Source organism: Simplicispira metamorpha, assembly GCF_004341365.1.
Classification (GTDB): Bacteria; Pseudomonadota; Gammaproteobacteria; order Burkholderiales; family Burkholderiaceae_C; genus Simplicispira; species Simplicispira metamorpha.
In genome coordinates this window covers 23,328-37,453 of the sequence record NZ_SLXH01000010.1, presented here as the reverse complement: position 1 = coordinate 37,453, position 14,126 = coordinate 23,328, and the positions used below count along the sequence as shown (strand labels likewise).

The 14,126-nt window shown below is 65.0% G+C and carries 14 protein-coding genes; 7 read left to right on the top strand and 7 right to left on the bottom strand.

The features are described from left to right. Positions 1-72: 72 nt before the first annotated feature. The 5 genes from EV674_RS07030 to xseB all read right to left on the bottom strand — a co-directional run bounded on the left by EV674_RS07030 (position 73) and on the right by xseB (position 5,692). Positions 73-1,152: a TRAP transporter substrate-binding protein gene (locus tag EV674_RS07030; RefSeq protein WP_119013845.1), complete on the bottom strand. Its 1,080-nt coding sequence runs from the start codon at positions 1,150-1,152 to the stop codon at positions 73-75. A 132-nt stretch (positions 1,153-1,284) separates the two neighbouring features. After that, positions 1,285-2,367: a TRAP transporter substrate-binding protein gene (locus tag EV674_RS07025; protein ID WP_119013846.1), complete on the bottom strand. Its 1,083-nt coding sequence runs from the start codon at positions 2,365-2,367 to the stop codon at positions 1,285-1,287. A 153-nt stretch (positions 2,368-2,520) separates the two neighbouring features. Beyond that, entirely contained in the window at positions 2,521-4,431 is a 1,911-nt protein-coding gene (gene dxs / locus EV674_RS07020; RefSeq protein WP_119013847.1) for a 1-deoxy-D-xylulose-5-phosphate synthase, read from the bottom strand. A 92-nt stretch (positions 4,432-4,523) separates the two neighbouring features. Further along, entirely contained in the window at positions 4,524-5,468 is a 945-nt protein-coding gene (locus tag EV674_RS07015) for a polyprenyl synthetase family protein (RefSeq protein ID WP_241524971.1), read from the bottom strand. Then, complete coding sequence (gene xseB, locus EV674_RS07010) at positions 5,465-5,692, bottom strand: exodeoxyribonuclease VII small subunit (protein WP_119013849.1); 228 nt, start codon at positions 5,690-5,692, stop codon at positions 5,465-5,467. Before xseB ends, EV674_RS07015 begins: the two co-directional genes overlap by 4 nt. 229 nt (positions 5,693-5,921) lie before the next feature. Between xseB and EV674_RS07005 the strand changes: the two genes are divergently transcribed. From EV674_RS07005 to flhC, 5 genes are all read left to right on the top strand, one after another. Beyond that, complete coding sequence (locus tag EV674_RS07005; RefSeq protein ID WP_119013850.1) at positions 5,922-7,061, top strand: aromatic ring-hydroxylating oxygenase subunit alpha; 1,140 nt, start codon at positions 5,922-5,924, stop codon at positions 7,059-7,061. An 89-nt stretch (positions 7,062-7,150) separates the two neighbouring features. Then, positions 7,151-8,062: a DMT family transporter gene (locus tag EV674_RS07000; RefSeq protein WP_119013851.1), complete on the top strand. Its 912-nt coding sequence runs from the start codon at positions 7,151-7,153 to the stop codon at positions 8,060-8,062. A 60-nt stretch (positions 8,063-8,122) separates the two neighbouring features. After that, complete coding sequence (locus EV674_RS06995) at positions 8,123-9,025, top strand: sulfurtransferase (RefSeq protein WP_119013852.1); 903 nt, start codon at positions 8,123-8,125, stop codon at positions 9,023-9,025. A 234-nt stretch (positions 9,026-9,259) separates the two neighbouring features. Further along, positions 9,260-9,589 (top strand): flagellar transcriptional regulator FlhD, encoded by a 330-nt coding sequence (gene flhD, locus EV674_RS06990; protein WP_119013853.1) that lies wholly within the window; start codon positions 9,260-9,262, stop codon positions 9,587-9,589. Between the two features lie 40 nt (positions 9,590-9,629). After that, positions 9,630-10,202, top strand: coding sequence for a flagellar transcriptional regulator FlhC (gene flhC / locus EV674_RS06985; RefSeq protein ID WP_119013854.1), 573 nt, complete (start codon positions 9,630-9,632; stop codon positions 10,200-10,202). 239 nt (positions 10,203-10,441) lie between these two features. Here the strand turns inward: flhC and EV674_RS06980 are convergent, their stop codons facing one another. Continuing rightward, positions 10,442-10,984 carry a FlgO family outer membrane protein gene (locus tag EV674_RS06980; RefSeq protein ID WP_119013855.1) on the bottom strand — a complete coding sequence of 181 codons (543 nt, stop codon included), beginning with the start codon at positions 10,982-10,984 and terminating at the stop codon, positions 10,442-10,444. Further along, positions 10,981-11,685 carry a hypothetical protein gene (locus EV674_RS06975; protein WP_119013856.1) on the bottom strand — a complete coding sequence of 235 codons (705 nt, stop codon included), beginning with the start codon at positions 11,683-11,685 and terminating at the stop codon, positions 10,981-10,983. Before EV674_RS06975 ends, EV674_RS06980 begins: the two co-directional genes overlap by 4 nt. 125 nt (positions 11,686-11,810) lie before the next feature. On the opposite strand from EV674_RS06975, the gene EV674_RS06970 reads away from it, so the two are divergent. Both EV674_RS06970 and EV674_RS06965 read left to right on the top strand, forming a co-directional pair. Then, the gene (locus EV674_RS06970; protein ID WP_119013877.1) at positions 11,811-13,118 is read left to right on the top strand and encodes an AI-2E family transporter; all 1,308 of its coding nucleotides are present in this window, start codon (positions 11,811-11,813) and stop codon (positions 13,116-13,118) included. 135 nt (positions 13,119-13,253) lie between these two features. Then, positions 13,254-14,108: an AAA family ATPase gene (locus tag EV674_RS06965; RefSeq protein ID WP_119013857.1), complete on the top strand. Its 855-nt coding sequence runs from the start codon at positions 13,254-13,256 to the stop codon at positions 14,106-14,108. Positions 14,109-14,126: the final 18 nt, after the last annotated feature.

Genomic DNA, 14,126 nt, shown 5'->3' with positions numbered 1-14,126 from the left:
CGCAAAAACCATAGCTAAAGCCGCTTGCAGCGCAAGGCTTCAAGCGGCTTTTGGCGTTAAACAACGGATGGATTACAGCTTCTGGCGCTGCATGAAGTTGTCAAAGCTCGACTCGGCAAAGCGGAACCACAGCACCTGATCGCGCTGGAAGTTGCGGTAGTCGGCGTAAATCTTCTTCCAGTCGGGGTTGCTCTCGTTGAGCTGGGCGTACAGCTCCATGGTGGTCTTGAACGACGCATCCATGACGGTGGGCGGAAAAGCCAGCACCTTGGTCTTGGCGCCCACCAGCTGCTTGAGGGCGCCGGGGTTGCGTGCGTCGTAGCGGCCCTGGGTAACCACATGCGCCTCGTGGGCAGCGGCTTGCACGATGGCCTTGTACTCGCTGGGCAGGGCGTTGAAGGCTTTGTCGTTGATGTAGAACTCCAGGTTCAGGCTGCCTTCCCACCAGCCGGGGTAGTAGTAAAACGGCGCCACTTTGTTGAAGCCCAGCTTCTGGTCGTCATACGGGCCGATCCACTCGGCGGCGTCGATGGTGCCTTTTTCCAGGGCCTGGTAGATTTCGCCGCCCGGAATGTTTTGCGGCACGCCGCCCATGCGCTCGATCACTTTTCCCGCAAAGCCGCCAATGCGGAACTTCAGGCCCTTGATGTCGGCAGGCGACTTGATTTCCTTGCGGAACCAGCCGCCCATTTGCGCCCCCGTGTTGCCACCCACAAAATTGATGATGTTGTATTTGGCATAGAACTCGCGCATCAGCTTGCCGCCGTTGCCATCGATGATCCAGGCGGTGAGCTGGCGCGAGTTCATGCCAAACGGAATCGCGCCGCCAATGGCAAACGCCTCGTTCTTGCCGAAGAAGTAATACGGCGCCGTGTGCGTCATCTCCACCGTGCCGTTTTGCACCCCATCGACCACGCCAAAGGCGGGCATCAGCTCCCCGGCAGCGTGTACCGAGATTTCAAACTTGCCGCCCGACATGTCCTTGACGGCCTTGGCAAACACGTCTGCTGCGCCGTAAATGGTGTCCAGCGAACGCGGAAAACTCGATGCCAGGCGCCAGCGCACCGCAGTCTGCGCATGTACGGCAGGCGCCGCACCCGCAGCCAGCACCCCGGCGATGCCGGCTTTTTTGATCAATGAACGACGGTCCATGGTTGTCTCCTTATTTTTTGAAAAACACAAAAAAAGCGCCCCCGCACTGCCGTGCATAGGCAGTGCGGGGGCGCTGGTGCCAGGTGGGGTCAATGCGGTTCATGCAATGGCCACACCAGGTCAGGGGGATGGTTACAGCTTCACGCCGGTCATGTAGCTGTTGTAGCGGAACTCCGAGAAGCGCTCCCACAGCAGCTGGTCGCGCTGGAAGGCGCGCATGTCCTGGTGAATCTTCTTGAACATGGGCGACTTGGCCTCATGCTCGGCAAACACCTCCATCGAGGCCTTGTAGCCCGCATCCATGAAGTCTTTGGGGAAGGCCTTGAGCTTGGTCTTGTCGCCCACCAGCTTTTTCAGGGCGATGGGGTTGAGGGCGTCGTATTTGGCCGTCATGTCGCGCGCCGCAACGGTGGTGGCAGCGTCCACGATGGCCTGGAACTCGGGCGTCAGTGCCGCGTAGGCCTTGGTGTTGATGAAGAACTCCAGCTCGGCGCCGCCTTCCCACCAGCCGGGGTAGTAGTAGTAAGGCGCCACCTTGTTGAAGCCCAGCTTCTGGTCATCGTAGGGGCCGACGAATTCAACAGCGTCCAGGGTGCCTTTTTCCAGCGCCTGGTACACCTCACCGACGGGCATGTTCTGTGCCACCACGCCCAGCTTTTGCATGGCTTCGCCGAACAGGCCGCCGCCCAGGCGCATCTTCAGGCCCTTGAGGTCGGCCACGGTCTTGATCTCTTTGCGGTACCAGCCGCCCATTTGCGTGCCGGTGTTGCCTGCGCTGCGGCTCTTGATGTTGTACTGGGCGTAGAACTCGTCCATGAGCTTGCGGCCATTGCCGTGCTCCATCCAGGCGTCCATCTGGCGGGCGGTCAGGCCAAAGGGCACGGCGCAGCCAAAGGCAAAAATGGAGTCCTTGCCGGTGAAGTAGTAAGAGGCCGTTTGCGCCATCTCGACGGTGCCGTTTTGCAGGCCGTCCACCACGCCAAAGGCGGGCATCAGTTCACCAGCAGCGTGCACCGAGACTTCAAACTTGCCACCCGACAGGGCCTTGACCGTTTTGGCGAAGGTTTCAGCGCTGCCAAAAATGGTGTCCAGCGACTTCGGAAAACTCGATGCCAGGCGCCAGCGAACCGCCGTTTGCGCGTGCGCTGCGGGAGCAACTCCGGCAGCCAGCACGCCCGCGATGCCCGCGTGTTTGATGAGTGAACGACGATCCATGAATATCTCTCCGAATAGAAGTGGCCAAAAAGAACAGGCCGCGCACTTTGGTCAAGCGCGCGGCCCAAAAACTATAGCAGCGCGTGCCATTGTAAAAACGCACGGCGGCCAGGGCGTTGGGGGTTTTCCCGCGCCGCTGGCACCTGCGCGACTTCAGAGCGGCACTGGCGCTAGAAAACGCTGGTGCACTGCGCGCTCAATGCCTGCGGCGTCCAGCCCTTGCAGGGCCAGCAGCTTGGCCGGGTCGCCATGCTCGATGAACACGTCTGGCAGGCCCAGTTGCAGCACGGGGCGCAGCACACCGGCTTGGCTCAGGGCTTCAAGCACGGCGCTGCCCGCACCGCCCATGATGGCGCCCTCTTCCAGCGTGACCAGCGCGTCGTGGCTGGCGGCCACTTCCAGCAGCAGCTCCACATCCAGCGGCTTGGCCCAGCGCATGTTGACCACCGTGGCGTCGATCGCCTCGGCCGCTTGCAGCGCGGGGTACAGCAGCGTGCCAAACGCCAGGATGGCGATGCGCGGGGCGCTGCCCGGTGCAGCGTCGGCTTCGGCACTGGCCTGGCGGGTGCGGCGCACCTCGCCCTTGCCAAAGGGCAAGCCCTCCAGGCTGGCCAGGGGCGCTGTGCCCACGCCGGCGCCGCGCGGGTAGCGCACGGCCACGGGCTGGTTCTGGGCAAAAGCGGTGGAGAGCAGCTGGCGGCATTCGCGCTCGTCCGCCGGGCAGGCCAGGGCCATGTTGGGGATGCAGCGGATGAACGGGATGTCGTAGGCACCGGCGTGCGTCGCACCGTCGGCGCCCACCAGACCGGCACGGTCCAGCGCAAACACCACCGGCAGGTTTTGCAGCGCCACATCGTGGATGAGCTGGTCGTAGCCACGCTGCAAAAAGGTGGAGTAAATCGCCACCACGGGCTTGGCGCCCTCGCAGGCCATGCCTGCGGCAAAGGTCACGGCGTGCTGCTCGGCAATGCCCACGTCGTAGTAGCGATCGGGAAAGCGCCGGTGGAATTCGACCATGCCCGAGCCCTCGCGCATGGCGGGCGTGATGCCCACCAGGCGGCTGTCGTGCGCGGCCATGTCGCACAGCCACTGGCCAAACACCTGGGTGAAGGTCTGCTTCGGGGGCGTGGCCGGCGGCGTCAGGCCCACGCGGGGGTCGAACTTGCCGGGGCCGTGGTAGGCGATGGGATCCTGCTCGGCCAGCTTGTAGCCCTGGCCTTTTTTCGTGACAACGTGCAGAAACTGTGGCCCGGGCAGGCCCTTGATGTTCTCCAGCGTCGGGATCAGCGAATCGAGGTCGTGGCCGTCAATGGGGCCGATGTAGTTGAAGCCGAACTTCTCGAACAGCGTGGCGGGCACCACCATGCCCTTGGCCTGCTGCTCCAGGCGCTTGGCCAATTCGAGCAGCGGCGGCGCGTTTTTGAGCACGTTTTTGCCGACGTTCTTGGCCTTGGCATAGAACTGCCCGCTCATGAGCTGCGCCAGGTAGCGGTTGAGCGCGCCCACGGGCGGGCTGATGCTCATGTCGTTGTCGTTGAGGATGACCAGCAGGTTGCAGTCGGCCACGCCCGCGTTGTTCAGGGCCTCGAAGGCCATGCCCGCCGTCATGGCGCCATCGCCGATGATGGCCACGGCGTGGCGCTCTTCGCCCTTGCGCTTGGCCGCCAGCGCCATGCCCAGCGCCGCCGAAATGCTGGTGCTGGAGTGCGCGGTGCCGAAGGTGTCGTATTCGCTCTCCACGCGCTGCGGAAAACCCGAGAGCCCGCCCAGCTGGCGCAGCGAACCCATGCGGTCGCGCCGCCCGGTCAGGATTTTGTGCGGGTAGGTCTGGTGGCCCACGTCCCAGACCAGGCGGTCGTGCGGCGTGTTGAAGACGCGGTGCAGCGCCACGGTCAGCTCCACGGTGCCCAGGTTGGAGCTGAGGTGGCCGCCCGTTTGGGCCACGCTGTCGATGACGAAGGCGCGCAGCTCAGCGGCCAGCGCCTTGAGATCGGCGCGCGGCAGGCGGCGCAGGTCGGCCGGGTCGTTCACGCTGGTGAGCAAGGGATAGGAGTTCGTGGGCATTGGCTACTATGTTTTTGATAGCTGTAGGCGCTCATCAAGTAAGCGCTGGAGGCATTTTTGGCTTGTAATTTTCAGTGCGAGCCCGGTCGGGATCAGTGCGCGCGGTGAACCACCAGGTCGGCCAAGGCCGCCAGCGCCCGCGTATCGGGCAGCCCCGTAGCGGCCAGGGCGGCCAGGGCGTCGTGGCGCAGCGCCTGGGCATGGGCCTGGGCGCGCTCCAACCCCAGCAGCGAGACATACGTGGGCTTGTCGTGCGCGGCGTCTTTGCCTGCGGTTTTGCCCAGTGTGGCTGCGTCCTGCGTCACGTCCAGGATGTCGTCCACCACCTGGAACGCCAGACCCAAAGCCGCGCCATAGGCCGACAACCCGGCCAGCGCCGCAGCGTCGGCCTGACCGCAGGCGGCGCCCATCATCACGCTGCCTTGCAGCAGGGCGCCGGTTTTCAGGCGGTGCATGTGGCGCAGCTGGGCTTCGTCCAGGGCCACGCCAACGCTGGCCAGGTCAATGGCCTGGCCGCCCGCCATGCCCGAGGAACCCGCCGCCCGCGCCAGCAAGCGGCACAGCCGGGCCTGCACGGGCTCGGGCACCCCGGCCTCATCGGGCGCCAGCAGCTCAAAGGCCAGCGCTTGCAGGGCATCCCCCGCCAGCAGAGCGCGGGCCTGGCCAAACTGCACATGCACGGTGGGCTTGCCCCGGCGCAGCACGTCGTTGTCCATGCAGGGCATGTCGTCATGCACCAGCGAATAGGCGTGGATCAGCTCTACGGCGCACGCGGCGCGCAGTGCGGCTTCGTCGTGCCCGGCGCGCGCGGTGGCGTCGTGCGCGTCGGCAGCGGCCACGGCCTGGCGCGCAGCCAGCACCAGCAGCGGGCGCAGGCGCTTGCCGCCATCGAGCACGGCGTAGCGCATGGCCTCACCCAGCCCGGCGGGGGCGTCCGCACCCACCCAGTCGGACAGGGCCTGCTCTACGCGCGCCAGCTGAACCTGCATCCAGGCGGCAAAGTCGGTGGGGGTGGCGGCGGGCGCGGGGTGGTTCATTCGGATGTCCATGGTTGCAAGGCCCCTGCGTCCAACACCTGGATCTGGCCCTCTACGGCCTCCAGGCGATCCCGGCAAAACGCCAGCAAGGCAGCGCCGCGCTGGTAACCGGCCAGCAACTGGTCCAGGGGCAATTGGCCCGACTCGATGCGGCCGACCAGCTGCTCCAGTTCTTCCAGCGCAGCCTCGTAGCTGGCCGGATCGGCGGTCTTGGTTTTGGGCATGGGGCAGGTAGGCGAGAGTCTGAAACGCGCGATTTTAGGCCGATGCCGCCGCGCGCCCCGGCCAGCGCGGGGCCACCCGCAATACACGCATGGCCCCTGCGGGAATCACCCCGGCAATAACCCCACCACCTATAATCCCATTCCCTACAAGCCGGCAGTCTGCCGGTTTATTTTTTCTCCCGCGCACCGTGCGCATCTCCCTGTGGGGAGTCTTTAGGTCAGGTCACCCATGTCTGATTTAAGTCTTCGACTGCAGCAGGCCGCAAGCCAACTACCAGTTTCAAGCTACTTCGATGAGGCGCTGTTCCAGCGCGAGTTAGAACTCATCTTCCAGCGTGGGCCCCGCTATGTGGGGCACCAGCTTTGCGTACCCAACGTGGGCGACTACCACGCACTGGCGCAGGAAGGCGAGGGCCGCGCACTGGTGCGCAACGCCCAAGGGGAGGTGGAGCTGGTCTCCAACGTCTGCCGCCACCGCCAGGCCGTCATGCTCCAGGGCCGGGGCTCGCTGCAGGTGCAGCAAAAAGGCAGCGCGGGCGGCAACATCGTCTGCCCCGTGCACCGCTGGACGTACAGCCCGCGCGGCGAGTTGCTGGGCGCCCCCCACTTCCCGCACGACCCCGGCCTTGATCTGCAAAACTTCCCGCTGCGCGAATGGAACGGCCTCATGTTCGAGGACAACGGCCGCGACATCGCCGCCGACCTGGCCGGCATGGGCCCGCGCGCTGAACTCTCGTTCGAGGGCTTTGCCCTGGACCGCGTGGAACTGCACGAGTGCAACTACAACTGGAAGACCTTCATCGAGGTCTATCTGGAGGACTACCACGTCGGCCCCTTCCACCCCGGCCTGGGCAACTTTGTCACCTGCGACGACCTGAAGTGGGAATTTGCCAAAGAGTATTCGGTGCAAACCGTGGGCGTGGCCAGCACTTTTGGCCGCCCCGGCTCTGACGTGTACAAAAAGTGGCACGAGGTGCTGCTGCAATACCGCAGCGGCCAGCTGCCCGAGCGCGGCGCTATCTGGCTCACCTACTACCCGCACATCATGGTCGAGTGGTATCCGCATGTGCTTACCGTATCCACGCTGCACCCCATCAGCCCGACCAAGACCATGAACATGGTCGAGTTCTACTACCCCGAAGAAATCGTCGCCTTCGAGCGCGAATTCGTCGAGGCGCAGCAAGCGGCCTACATGGAGACCTGCATCGAAGACGACGAGATCGGCGAGCGCATGGACGCTGGCCGCAAAGCGCTGCTGGCGCGCGGCGTCAATGAGGTCGGCCCCTACCAAAGCCCCATGGAAGACGGCATGCAGCACTTTCACGAGTGGTACCGCGCCGCCATGGGCGCCGCTGTGCCGCAGCGCTGAGCAGACCCGCGCTGCTCTCATTACAATAGCTGCCAGCGCTTGTGCCACAAGCGCTGGCAGCTATTTTTACTTCCAACATTACCTACCACATGCAAGCCCTCTGGATGGTGCTGGGCGCCTTTTTGTTTGCCAGCATGGGCGTGTGCATCAAGCTCGCGTCAGCGCATTTCAACTCTGCCGAGCTGGTGTTTTACCGCGGCATCATCGGCATCGCCATCTTGTGGCTGCTGGCGCGCTCGCAGCGCGTGTCGCTGGCCACGCGCTACCCGGGCATGCACGCCTGGCGCAGCCTGATCGGGGTCACGGCGCTGGGCGCCTGGTTTTACGCCATAGCCCACTTGCCCCTGGCCACGGCCATGACGCTGAACTACATGAGCAGCGTCTGGATTGCCGCTTTTCTGGTGGGCGGCGCTCTCTTGACCTGGCGCCCCTCGGCGGCCACGCCGCGCCCTGCACTGCAAGGCCCGCTGGTGCTGACGGTGCTGGCCGGGTTTGCCGGGGTGATCATGATGCTGCGCCCCAGCCTCGACCAGAACCAGATGTTTGCGGGCCTGATCGGCCTGCTCTCGGGCATTGCGTCGGCCTTTGCGTATATGCAGGTGGTGGCGCTATCGCGCCTGGGCGAGCCTGAAACGCGCACCGTGTTTTTCTTTGCCGTGGGTTCGGCGGTGGCGGGCGGTGCGGCCACACTGATTGCGGGCACCTCACCCTGGCCGGGTTGGCCCAGCCTGTGGCTGCTGCCCATGGGCTTTCTGGCCGCAGGCGGGCAGTTGTGCATGACGCGCGCCTACGCCAGCGCCAAAACCCAGCGCGGCACACTGGTGGTGGCCAACTTGCAGTATTCGGGCATTGTGTTTGCGGCCATTTACAGCGTGGTGCTGTTTGGCGACCAGATTCCCGCCATTGGCTGGATAGGCATGGTGCTGATTGTGGCCAGCGGCATCCTGGCCACCGTGCTGCGCAGCCAGGCCGCGCCCAGCACGCCCGCAGAAGAGCACTGAGGCCCGCTCTCGCACTGCACGGCCAGCGCCACAATGCAGGCTGTTTTTGGAGAGCAGCCCATGACCACCTACACCACCCTGATTTCTGCCCCCGAGCTGCGTGCCCTGGCCGCCAGCGGCGCACCGCTGATGGTTTTTGATTGCAGCTTTGACCTGGCCCAGCCCGGCGCGGGCGCCCAGCACTACCTGCAAGCGCACATCCCGGGCGCCGTCCATGCCGACCTTGACCGCACCCTGAGCGCCCTGCATGGCGCCCCCGGCGCACACGGCACCATCACCGCCACCCAGGCCGACACCCCCGCCTCGGGGGGCCGCCACCCCCTGCCCAGCCGCGAGAAATTCGCCACCTGGCTGCGCAGCGTGGGCTTTACCAACGCCATGCAGGCCGTGGTGTACGACCGCAATGGCAGCGCATTCTGTGGCCGCCTGTGGTGGATGCTGCAATGGCTGGGCCACGCGCAGGTGGCCGTGCTCGATGGCGGCTGGCAGGCCTGGGTGGCCGATGGCGGCGCCGTGGCGCAGGGCCCCGAGACATCGCACTTTGCCTCCGACTTCGCGTTGCGCCCCTCCCTGCGGCGCCTGGCCACCGCCCAGGATGTGCTGGCCGCACTGGATCAGCCGGGCCAGACCCTCATCGACGCCCGCGCCGCGCCGCGCTACCGTGGCGAGGTCGAACCCCTGGACCCGGTGGCTGGCCACATCCCCGGGGCGCTGAACCGGCCCTTTACCGACAACTTCGGGCCCGATGGCCGCTTCAAGAGCGCTGCCGTGCTGCGCGCCGAGTTCGAGGCACTGCTGGCCGGGCGCGATCCGGCCAGCGTGGTCCACCACTGCGGCAGCGGCGTCACCGCGCTGCCCAATGTGCTGGCCATGGAATTGGCCGGTTTCGAAAAAACAACGCTTTTTGCGGGCAGCTGGAGCGAGTGGTGCAGCGACCGCACCCGCCCCATGGCCCGCACCTGAGCCGCCCACACGGCCTGCGGGCCATGCCATGCAGCACGGCCCGCACCCTGACAAAAGGCGCCCTCACGGCGCCGCCTGTAAGGCAAACACCTACAAGCCCACCGCAAACCCAGACACGCGACATAGCCAAACCCCGACTTAATTTTTGATTGGGGTCACTTCACAATCCATTTCAACGGATCAAGCACACATGCAGCAGCATGCCACCAGGCCCGAACTGAAAAGGATTGCACCATGACCAACGAACAACTTCTCGCCGAAATCCGCGAAGCCAACCTGACTTACCTGATGCTGGCGCAGACCCTGATTCGCCAGGACAAGGCTGAAGCGGTGTTCCGCCTGGGCATCAACGAAGAGGCGGCCGACATCCTGGGCTCCCTGTCGGCAGCGCAGGTCATGAAGCTGGCATCGCGCAATACCTTGCTGTGCAACTTCCGCGTCGATGACAACCTGGTGTGGAGCTTGCTGACCAACCACAACACCCCCAGCAAGGTGGGCAACGAAGCCACCAACACGTTGCACGCCAACATCCTGATGGCCAGCCGCGTATCGGAAGTGCTCTGAGCACCCGCTGCCCCCCACAGACTGACCAGGAGAACATGCCATGACCGCCACCGACAAAAGCGCAGCCCCCGCCCCCAAGGCCCCCGTCAAGAGCGTACTCAACGAATCGCGGCAAATTGAACGCGCTGCCATGCTCATCGGCATGGGCGCCCGCATGCAGGTGCTGGAGTCTGAAACCACGCTGTCCTATGAGCGCTTGATCCGCCTCTACAAGGAAGTCGCTGGCAAATCTCCGTCCAAAGGCCAACTGCCGTTTTCTACCGACTGGTTCCTGACCTGGCAAGAAAACATCCACAGCTCGCTGTTCCTGAACATTTACGAATACCTGTCCAAGGGCATGGACCTGGACGCGGTCGATCAGCTGACCAAAGCCTACCGGCTCTACACCGAGCAGATCGAGATGGCCCAGGTGGAGCCCCTGCTGTCGTTCACGCGCGCCTGGCGCCTGGTGAAGTTTGTCGATGCGGGCATGCTCACGCGCACCAAGTGCAGCCAGTGCGGTGGTCAGTTCGTCACCGAGCTGTACGAAAACCGCCACTACACCTGTGGCCTGTGCAACCCGCCCGCCCGCGCTGGCAAGAGCAAGACCGCCGGCGCACTGATGCTGCACTGATCGGATGCTGAAATTTGGAGCCAAAACTGGCTCCAACCCTTGGTAGCAAAGCGCAAGCAGCTATCAAAAAGAGATTAAAAAACCCGGTTTGCATGGCGCAGACCGGGTTTTTTGTTGGGCCCGTGGCGGGCACAGGCAGGGCACAGGCATCAAGTCTATATTTTCAATAAAAATTGACTCTAGCCCTTACTGGATAAGCGCGAGCAGCTATCAAAAAGATACTGAACAGGAATGCCGTGTCAGCGCGCCATCAGCAGGCCGCGCACGTTGTCGCTCATGGGCAGGGTGTAGTCCACGGCGGCCACCACCACGTTGCCCACCGGGTGTACCAGTTTGAGGCTCACGTACACGCTGCGCACCGACACCGCATAGGTGCCCACCAGCACGGCTTGCGCATCGTGCGAGCGGCTGACTTCGCGCACCTCGCGCGACAGCAGCAGTTCGCCCTGCGCGGGCGACATGGCCAGGCTGGCGCGCATGCGCGGCTCAATCACCAGCACGCCGCGCTGCACCAGCCGCCCGGAAATTTGCTCGGTGATGGTGCGGCCCAGGCGCGAGGACTCACCCAACTGGTCCACGCTCACCAGCGTGGCCACCAGCACGGGGCGGTCGGGGTCGATCAGGGCGTCTTGCAACAGCCGGTCGGCGGCGATGCGGTTGGCTTCGACCAGATCGGTCGAGGTGGCGGTGGCGTGTTCGCCGTAGTAATACTGGGCACAGCCGGGCAGTAGCGCCAGGCTGGCAGCGGCCCACAGGCCCAGGGCAGCGGTGCGGCGCTTCATGGCACCACCACACGCCAGGTTTTGAGGGGGGTGGGCGCGGGTGGCGGCGGCGGTGGCGGCGGCGGGATGTAGAGCAGCGCGTCGTCGGGCTCGATGTAATAGACATCGGCGGTGCGTGCCAGGTAGCGCTGGTTGCTCTCCAGCGAGGTGGTGATCAGCACCTCGGTGCGCGTGGGGCCGCCCGCAGCGGCGCCATCGGTGGCCAGCATGGTGGCGTCGATCAGCGCCGTGGCCGCCAGACCGCCTGCAATCAGGGAGGGGTTGGTCTGCGCATACAGGTGCCAGTCGCGCACCACCGCCACGCCAGCGGCCAGGCGCGTCAGCGGCATTTGCGCGCGGTTGCTCACCGGGGCGTAGTGCTGCACCACTTGCGTATCAAAGCTCAGCTCTATTGGTGTGGGCACGGTCGAGAGGGTGACACCACGCTCGACCAGGTGGGTGATGAGCAGCTTGCGAAAGCCCTGGTTGAAGCCCGAGTCGCCTGCGGGCGGGATGTAGATGGGGTGCTCGCCGGGGGGCCACTCGCCAATTTTTTGTGCAACGCGCACGGCCACATCGGCGGCCAGCACCTCCCAGTGGTGGACGGCGCGGGCTTTTTTCTGGCCGGTGGCGGGGTAGTTGTCGGCGCGCGGCACGTCCAGCGTGCTGCAACCGCCTGCCAGTGCGGCAACGGCCAGCAGCGGCAAAAGGGTTCGGTGCATGGTGCGCCTTGGTTCAAGTGGCTTGGCTTGCATAGGCCACCATGGTAGCGGCCAAGGCCACGGGCAATTGGCCAATCAGCCGCCCATTCGCCGCACTCTTTGGCGCCGCGCTGCACAATTTGCCCATGACCGAGCCCGAACGCCCCGCCCCGCCAGCACCGCCTGGCACCAGCGACACCGCCATACCAGAACACGCACTACCCTCTGCGCCACACCCTATGCCACGCCCCGAGGACACCCCCGCTGACACAGCACCGCCAGCGCCCGCCCCTGCGCCAGCGCCCCCCTGCGCACCGCCGGGGCCTGCACCGCTGCCAGCGGACGTGCTGGCACCGCCGCCCCTGAACCTGGGCACGCTATCGCTGGTGTGGCTGGCGGTATGTGCCAGCCTGGCCATGCTGCACTGGGCCAGCGCGGTGTTCATTCCCATCGTGCTGAGCTTGCTGCTGACCTGTGCCCTAGGGCCCGCCGTGGGTTGGTTGCAGCGCTGGCATGTACCGCGCGCGCTGGGTGCAGGTGCCCTGCTGCTGGTGCTGGTGGCGGCGCTGGGCGCCAGCAGCTGGTCGCTCAGCGATGGGGCGGCGCAGCTGGTGGACTCGCTGCCTGTGGCGGCCAAGAAGGTGCGCGACCAGTTGCGCGCGCACAGCCGCTCCAGCAGCAGCGCCAGCCCGCTGGAGACGGTGCAGAAGGCGGCCACGCAAATCGAACAGGCCGCCAGTGAAAACAACAACGCCGCCCCACCAGCGCGCCGGGGCGTGCAGCGGGTGGTGATTGAGCGTGCGCCCTTTAACGTGCGCGACTATGTGCTGCCCGGCACCATGGGCCTGGCCTCGGGGCTGACGCAGCTGGCGGTGGTGGTGTTTCTGAGCTTTTTCTCGCTGGCCTCGGGCGGGCTGCTGCGGCGCAAACTGCTGCGCATTGCCGGCGCCAGCCTGGAGCAGCGGCAAATCACCCTGTCCATGCTGGACGACATCAACCGCCAGGTGCGCAGCTATCTGCTGGTGCAATGCTTTACCAGCGTGATCGTGGGCGTGGCCACGGGGCTGGCCTACTGGGCGCTGGGGCTGGAACAGGCGGCGGTGTGGGGCGTGGCCGCTGCCGTGCTCAACCTGGTGCCCTATGCGGGCTCTCTGGTGGTCACGGCGGGCTCGGCGCTGGTGGCGTTTTTGCAGTTTGGCACGCTCGATATGGCACTGAGCGTGGGCGGCGCCTCGCTTTTGATCCACACGCTGGTGGGCAACCTGCTCACCCCCTGGCTCACCAGCCGCACCAGCAGCTTGAGTCCGGTGGTGGTGTTTGTCAGCGTGCTGGCCTGGGGCTGGCTGTGGGGCCTGTGGGGGCTGCTGCTGGGCATCCCTATCATGATGGCGGTCAAGGCCGTGTGCGACCGCGTGACCGGGCTGCAACCCCTCGGTGAGCTGCTGGGGCACTGAGGCGACAACCCAGGCCAGGTTTTGCGCGCACAATTCCGGGGCCGTTTTCTCCAGGGCCGGGCCGCCGCACGCAGTGGCAACCTGGCATGCGATCCGCCGTTTTTTCAACGATTCGACCCGATTCGACCATTACCCATGAAATTCCAAGGCTCCTCCAACTACGTCGCGACCCAAGACCTGATGCTGGCCGTGAACGCTGCCAGCACCTTGCAACGCCCTTTGCTGGTCAAGGGCGAACCGGGCACCGGCAAGACCATGCTGGCCGAAGAAGTGGCCCAGGCGCTGAACATGCCGCTCTTGCAGTGGCACATCAAGTCCACCACCAAGGCGCAGCAAGGGCTGTATGAATACGACGCCGTCAGCCGCCTGCGTGACAGCCAGCTCAATGACGAGCACAGCAGCGAGCGCGTCAAAGACATCCGCAACTACATCGTGCAGGGCGTGCTGTGGCAGGCCTTCACCGCCGAGCAGCCCGTGGCCCTGCTGATCGACGAAATCGACAAGGCCGACATCGAGTTTCCCAACGACCTGTTGCGCGAAATCGACCGCATGGAGTTTTACTGCTACGAAACGCGTGAACTCATCCGCGCCAAACACCGCCCGCTGGTGTTCATCACCTCGAACAACGAAAAAGAGCTGCCCGACGCCTTTTTGCGCCGCTGCTTCTTCCACTACATCAAGTTCCCCGAGGCCGACACCATGCGGCAAATCGTCAACGTGCACTTTCCCACGCTCAAGAGCGAGCTGCTCACGGCGGCGATGAAGACGTTTTACGACGTGCGCAACCTGCCCGGCCTGAAGAAAAAGCCCTCCACCTCCGAGCTGATCGACTGGCTCAAGCTGCTGGTGGCCGAAGACATCCCTCTGGAGGCCCTGCAAAGCCAGGACAACAAAGTGGCCGTGCCGCCGCTGGTGGGCGCGCTGCTGAAGAACGAGCAGGACGTGAGCCTGTTTGAAAAGCTGGTGTTCATGAACCAGCGCAACCGCTGACGCCTGCCCATGCCACTT

Excerpts from the sequence above, each read along its gene's own strand:
- EV674_RS07030 (WP_119013845.1), bottom strand. The coding sequence starts at position 1,152 with ATGGACCGTCGTTCATTGATCAAAAAAGCCGGCATCGCCGGGGTGCTG.
- EV674_RS07025 (WP_119013846.1), bottom strand. The coding sequence starts at position 2,367 with ATGGATCGTCGTTCACTCATCAAACACGCGGGCATCGCGGGCGTGCTG.
- dxs (WP_119013847.1), bottom strand. The coding sequence starts at position 4,431 with ATGCCCACGAACTCCTATCCCTTGCTCACCAGCGTGAACGACCCGGCC.
- EV674_RS07015 (WP_241524971.1), bottom strand. The coding sequence starts at position 5,468 with ATGAACCACCCCGCGCCCGCCGCCACCCCCACCGACTTTGCCGCCTGG.
- xseB (WP_119013849.1), bottom strand. The coding sequence starts at position 5,692 with ATGCCCAAAACCAAGACCGCCGATCCGGCCAGCTACGAGGCTGCGCTG.
- EV674_RS07005 (WP_119013850.1), top strand. The coding sequence starts at position 5,922 with ATGTCTGATTTAAGTCTTCGACTGCAGCAGGCCGCAAGCCAACTACCA.
- EV674_RS07000 (WP_119013851.1), top strand. The coding sequence starts at position 7,151 with ATGCAAGCCCTCTGGATGGTGCTGGGCGCCTTTTTGTTTGCCAGCATG.
- EV674_RS06995 (WP_119013852.1), top strand. The coding sequence starts at position 8,123 with ATGACCACCTACACCACCCTGATTTCTGCCCCCGAGCTGCGTGCCCTG.
- flhD (WP_119013853.1), top strand. The coding sequence starts at position 9,260 with ATGACCAACGAACAACTTCTCGCCGAAATCCGCGAAGCCAACCTGACT.
- flhC (WP_119013854.1), top strand. The coding sequence starts at position 9,630 with ATGACCGCCACCGACAAAAGCGCAGCCCCCGCCCCCAAGGCCCCCGTC.
- EV674_RS06980 (WP_119013855.1), bottom strand. The coding sequence starts at position 10,984 with ATGAAGCGCCGCACCGCTGCCCTGGGCCTGTGGGCCGCTGCCAGCCTG.
- EV674_RS06975 (WP_119013856.1), bottom strand. The coding sequence starts at position 11,685 with ATGCACCGAACCCTTTTGCCGCTGCTGGCCGTTGCCGCACTGGCAGGC.
- EV674_RS06970 (WP_119013877.1), top strand. The coding sequence starts at position 11,811 with ATGACCGAGCCCGAACGCCCCGCCCCGCCAGCACCGCCTGGCACCAGC.
- EV674_RS06965 (WP_119013857.1), top strand. The coding sequence starts at position 13,254 with ATGAAATTCCAAGGCTCCTCCAACTACGTCGCGACCCAAGACCTGATG.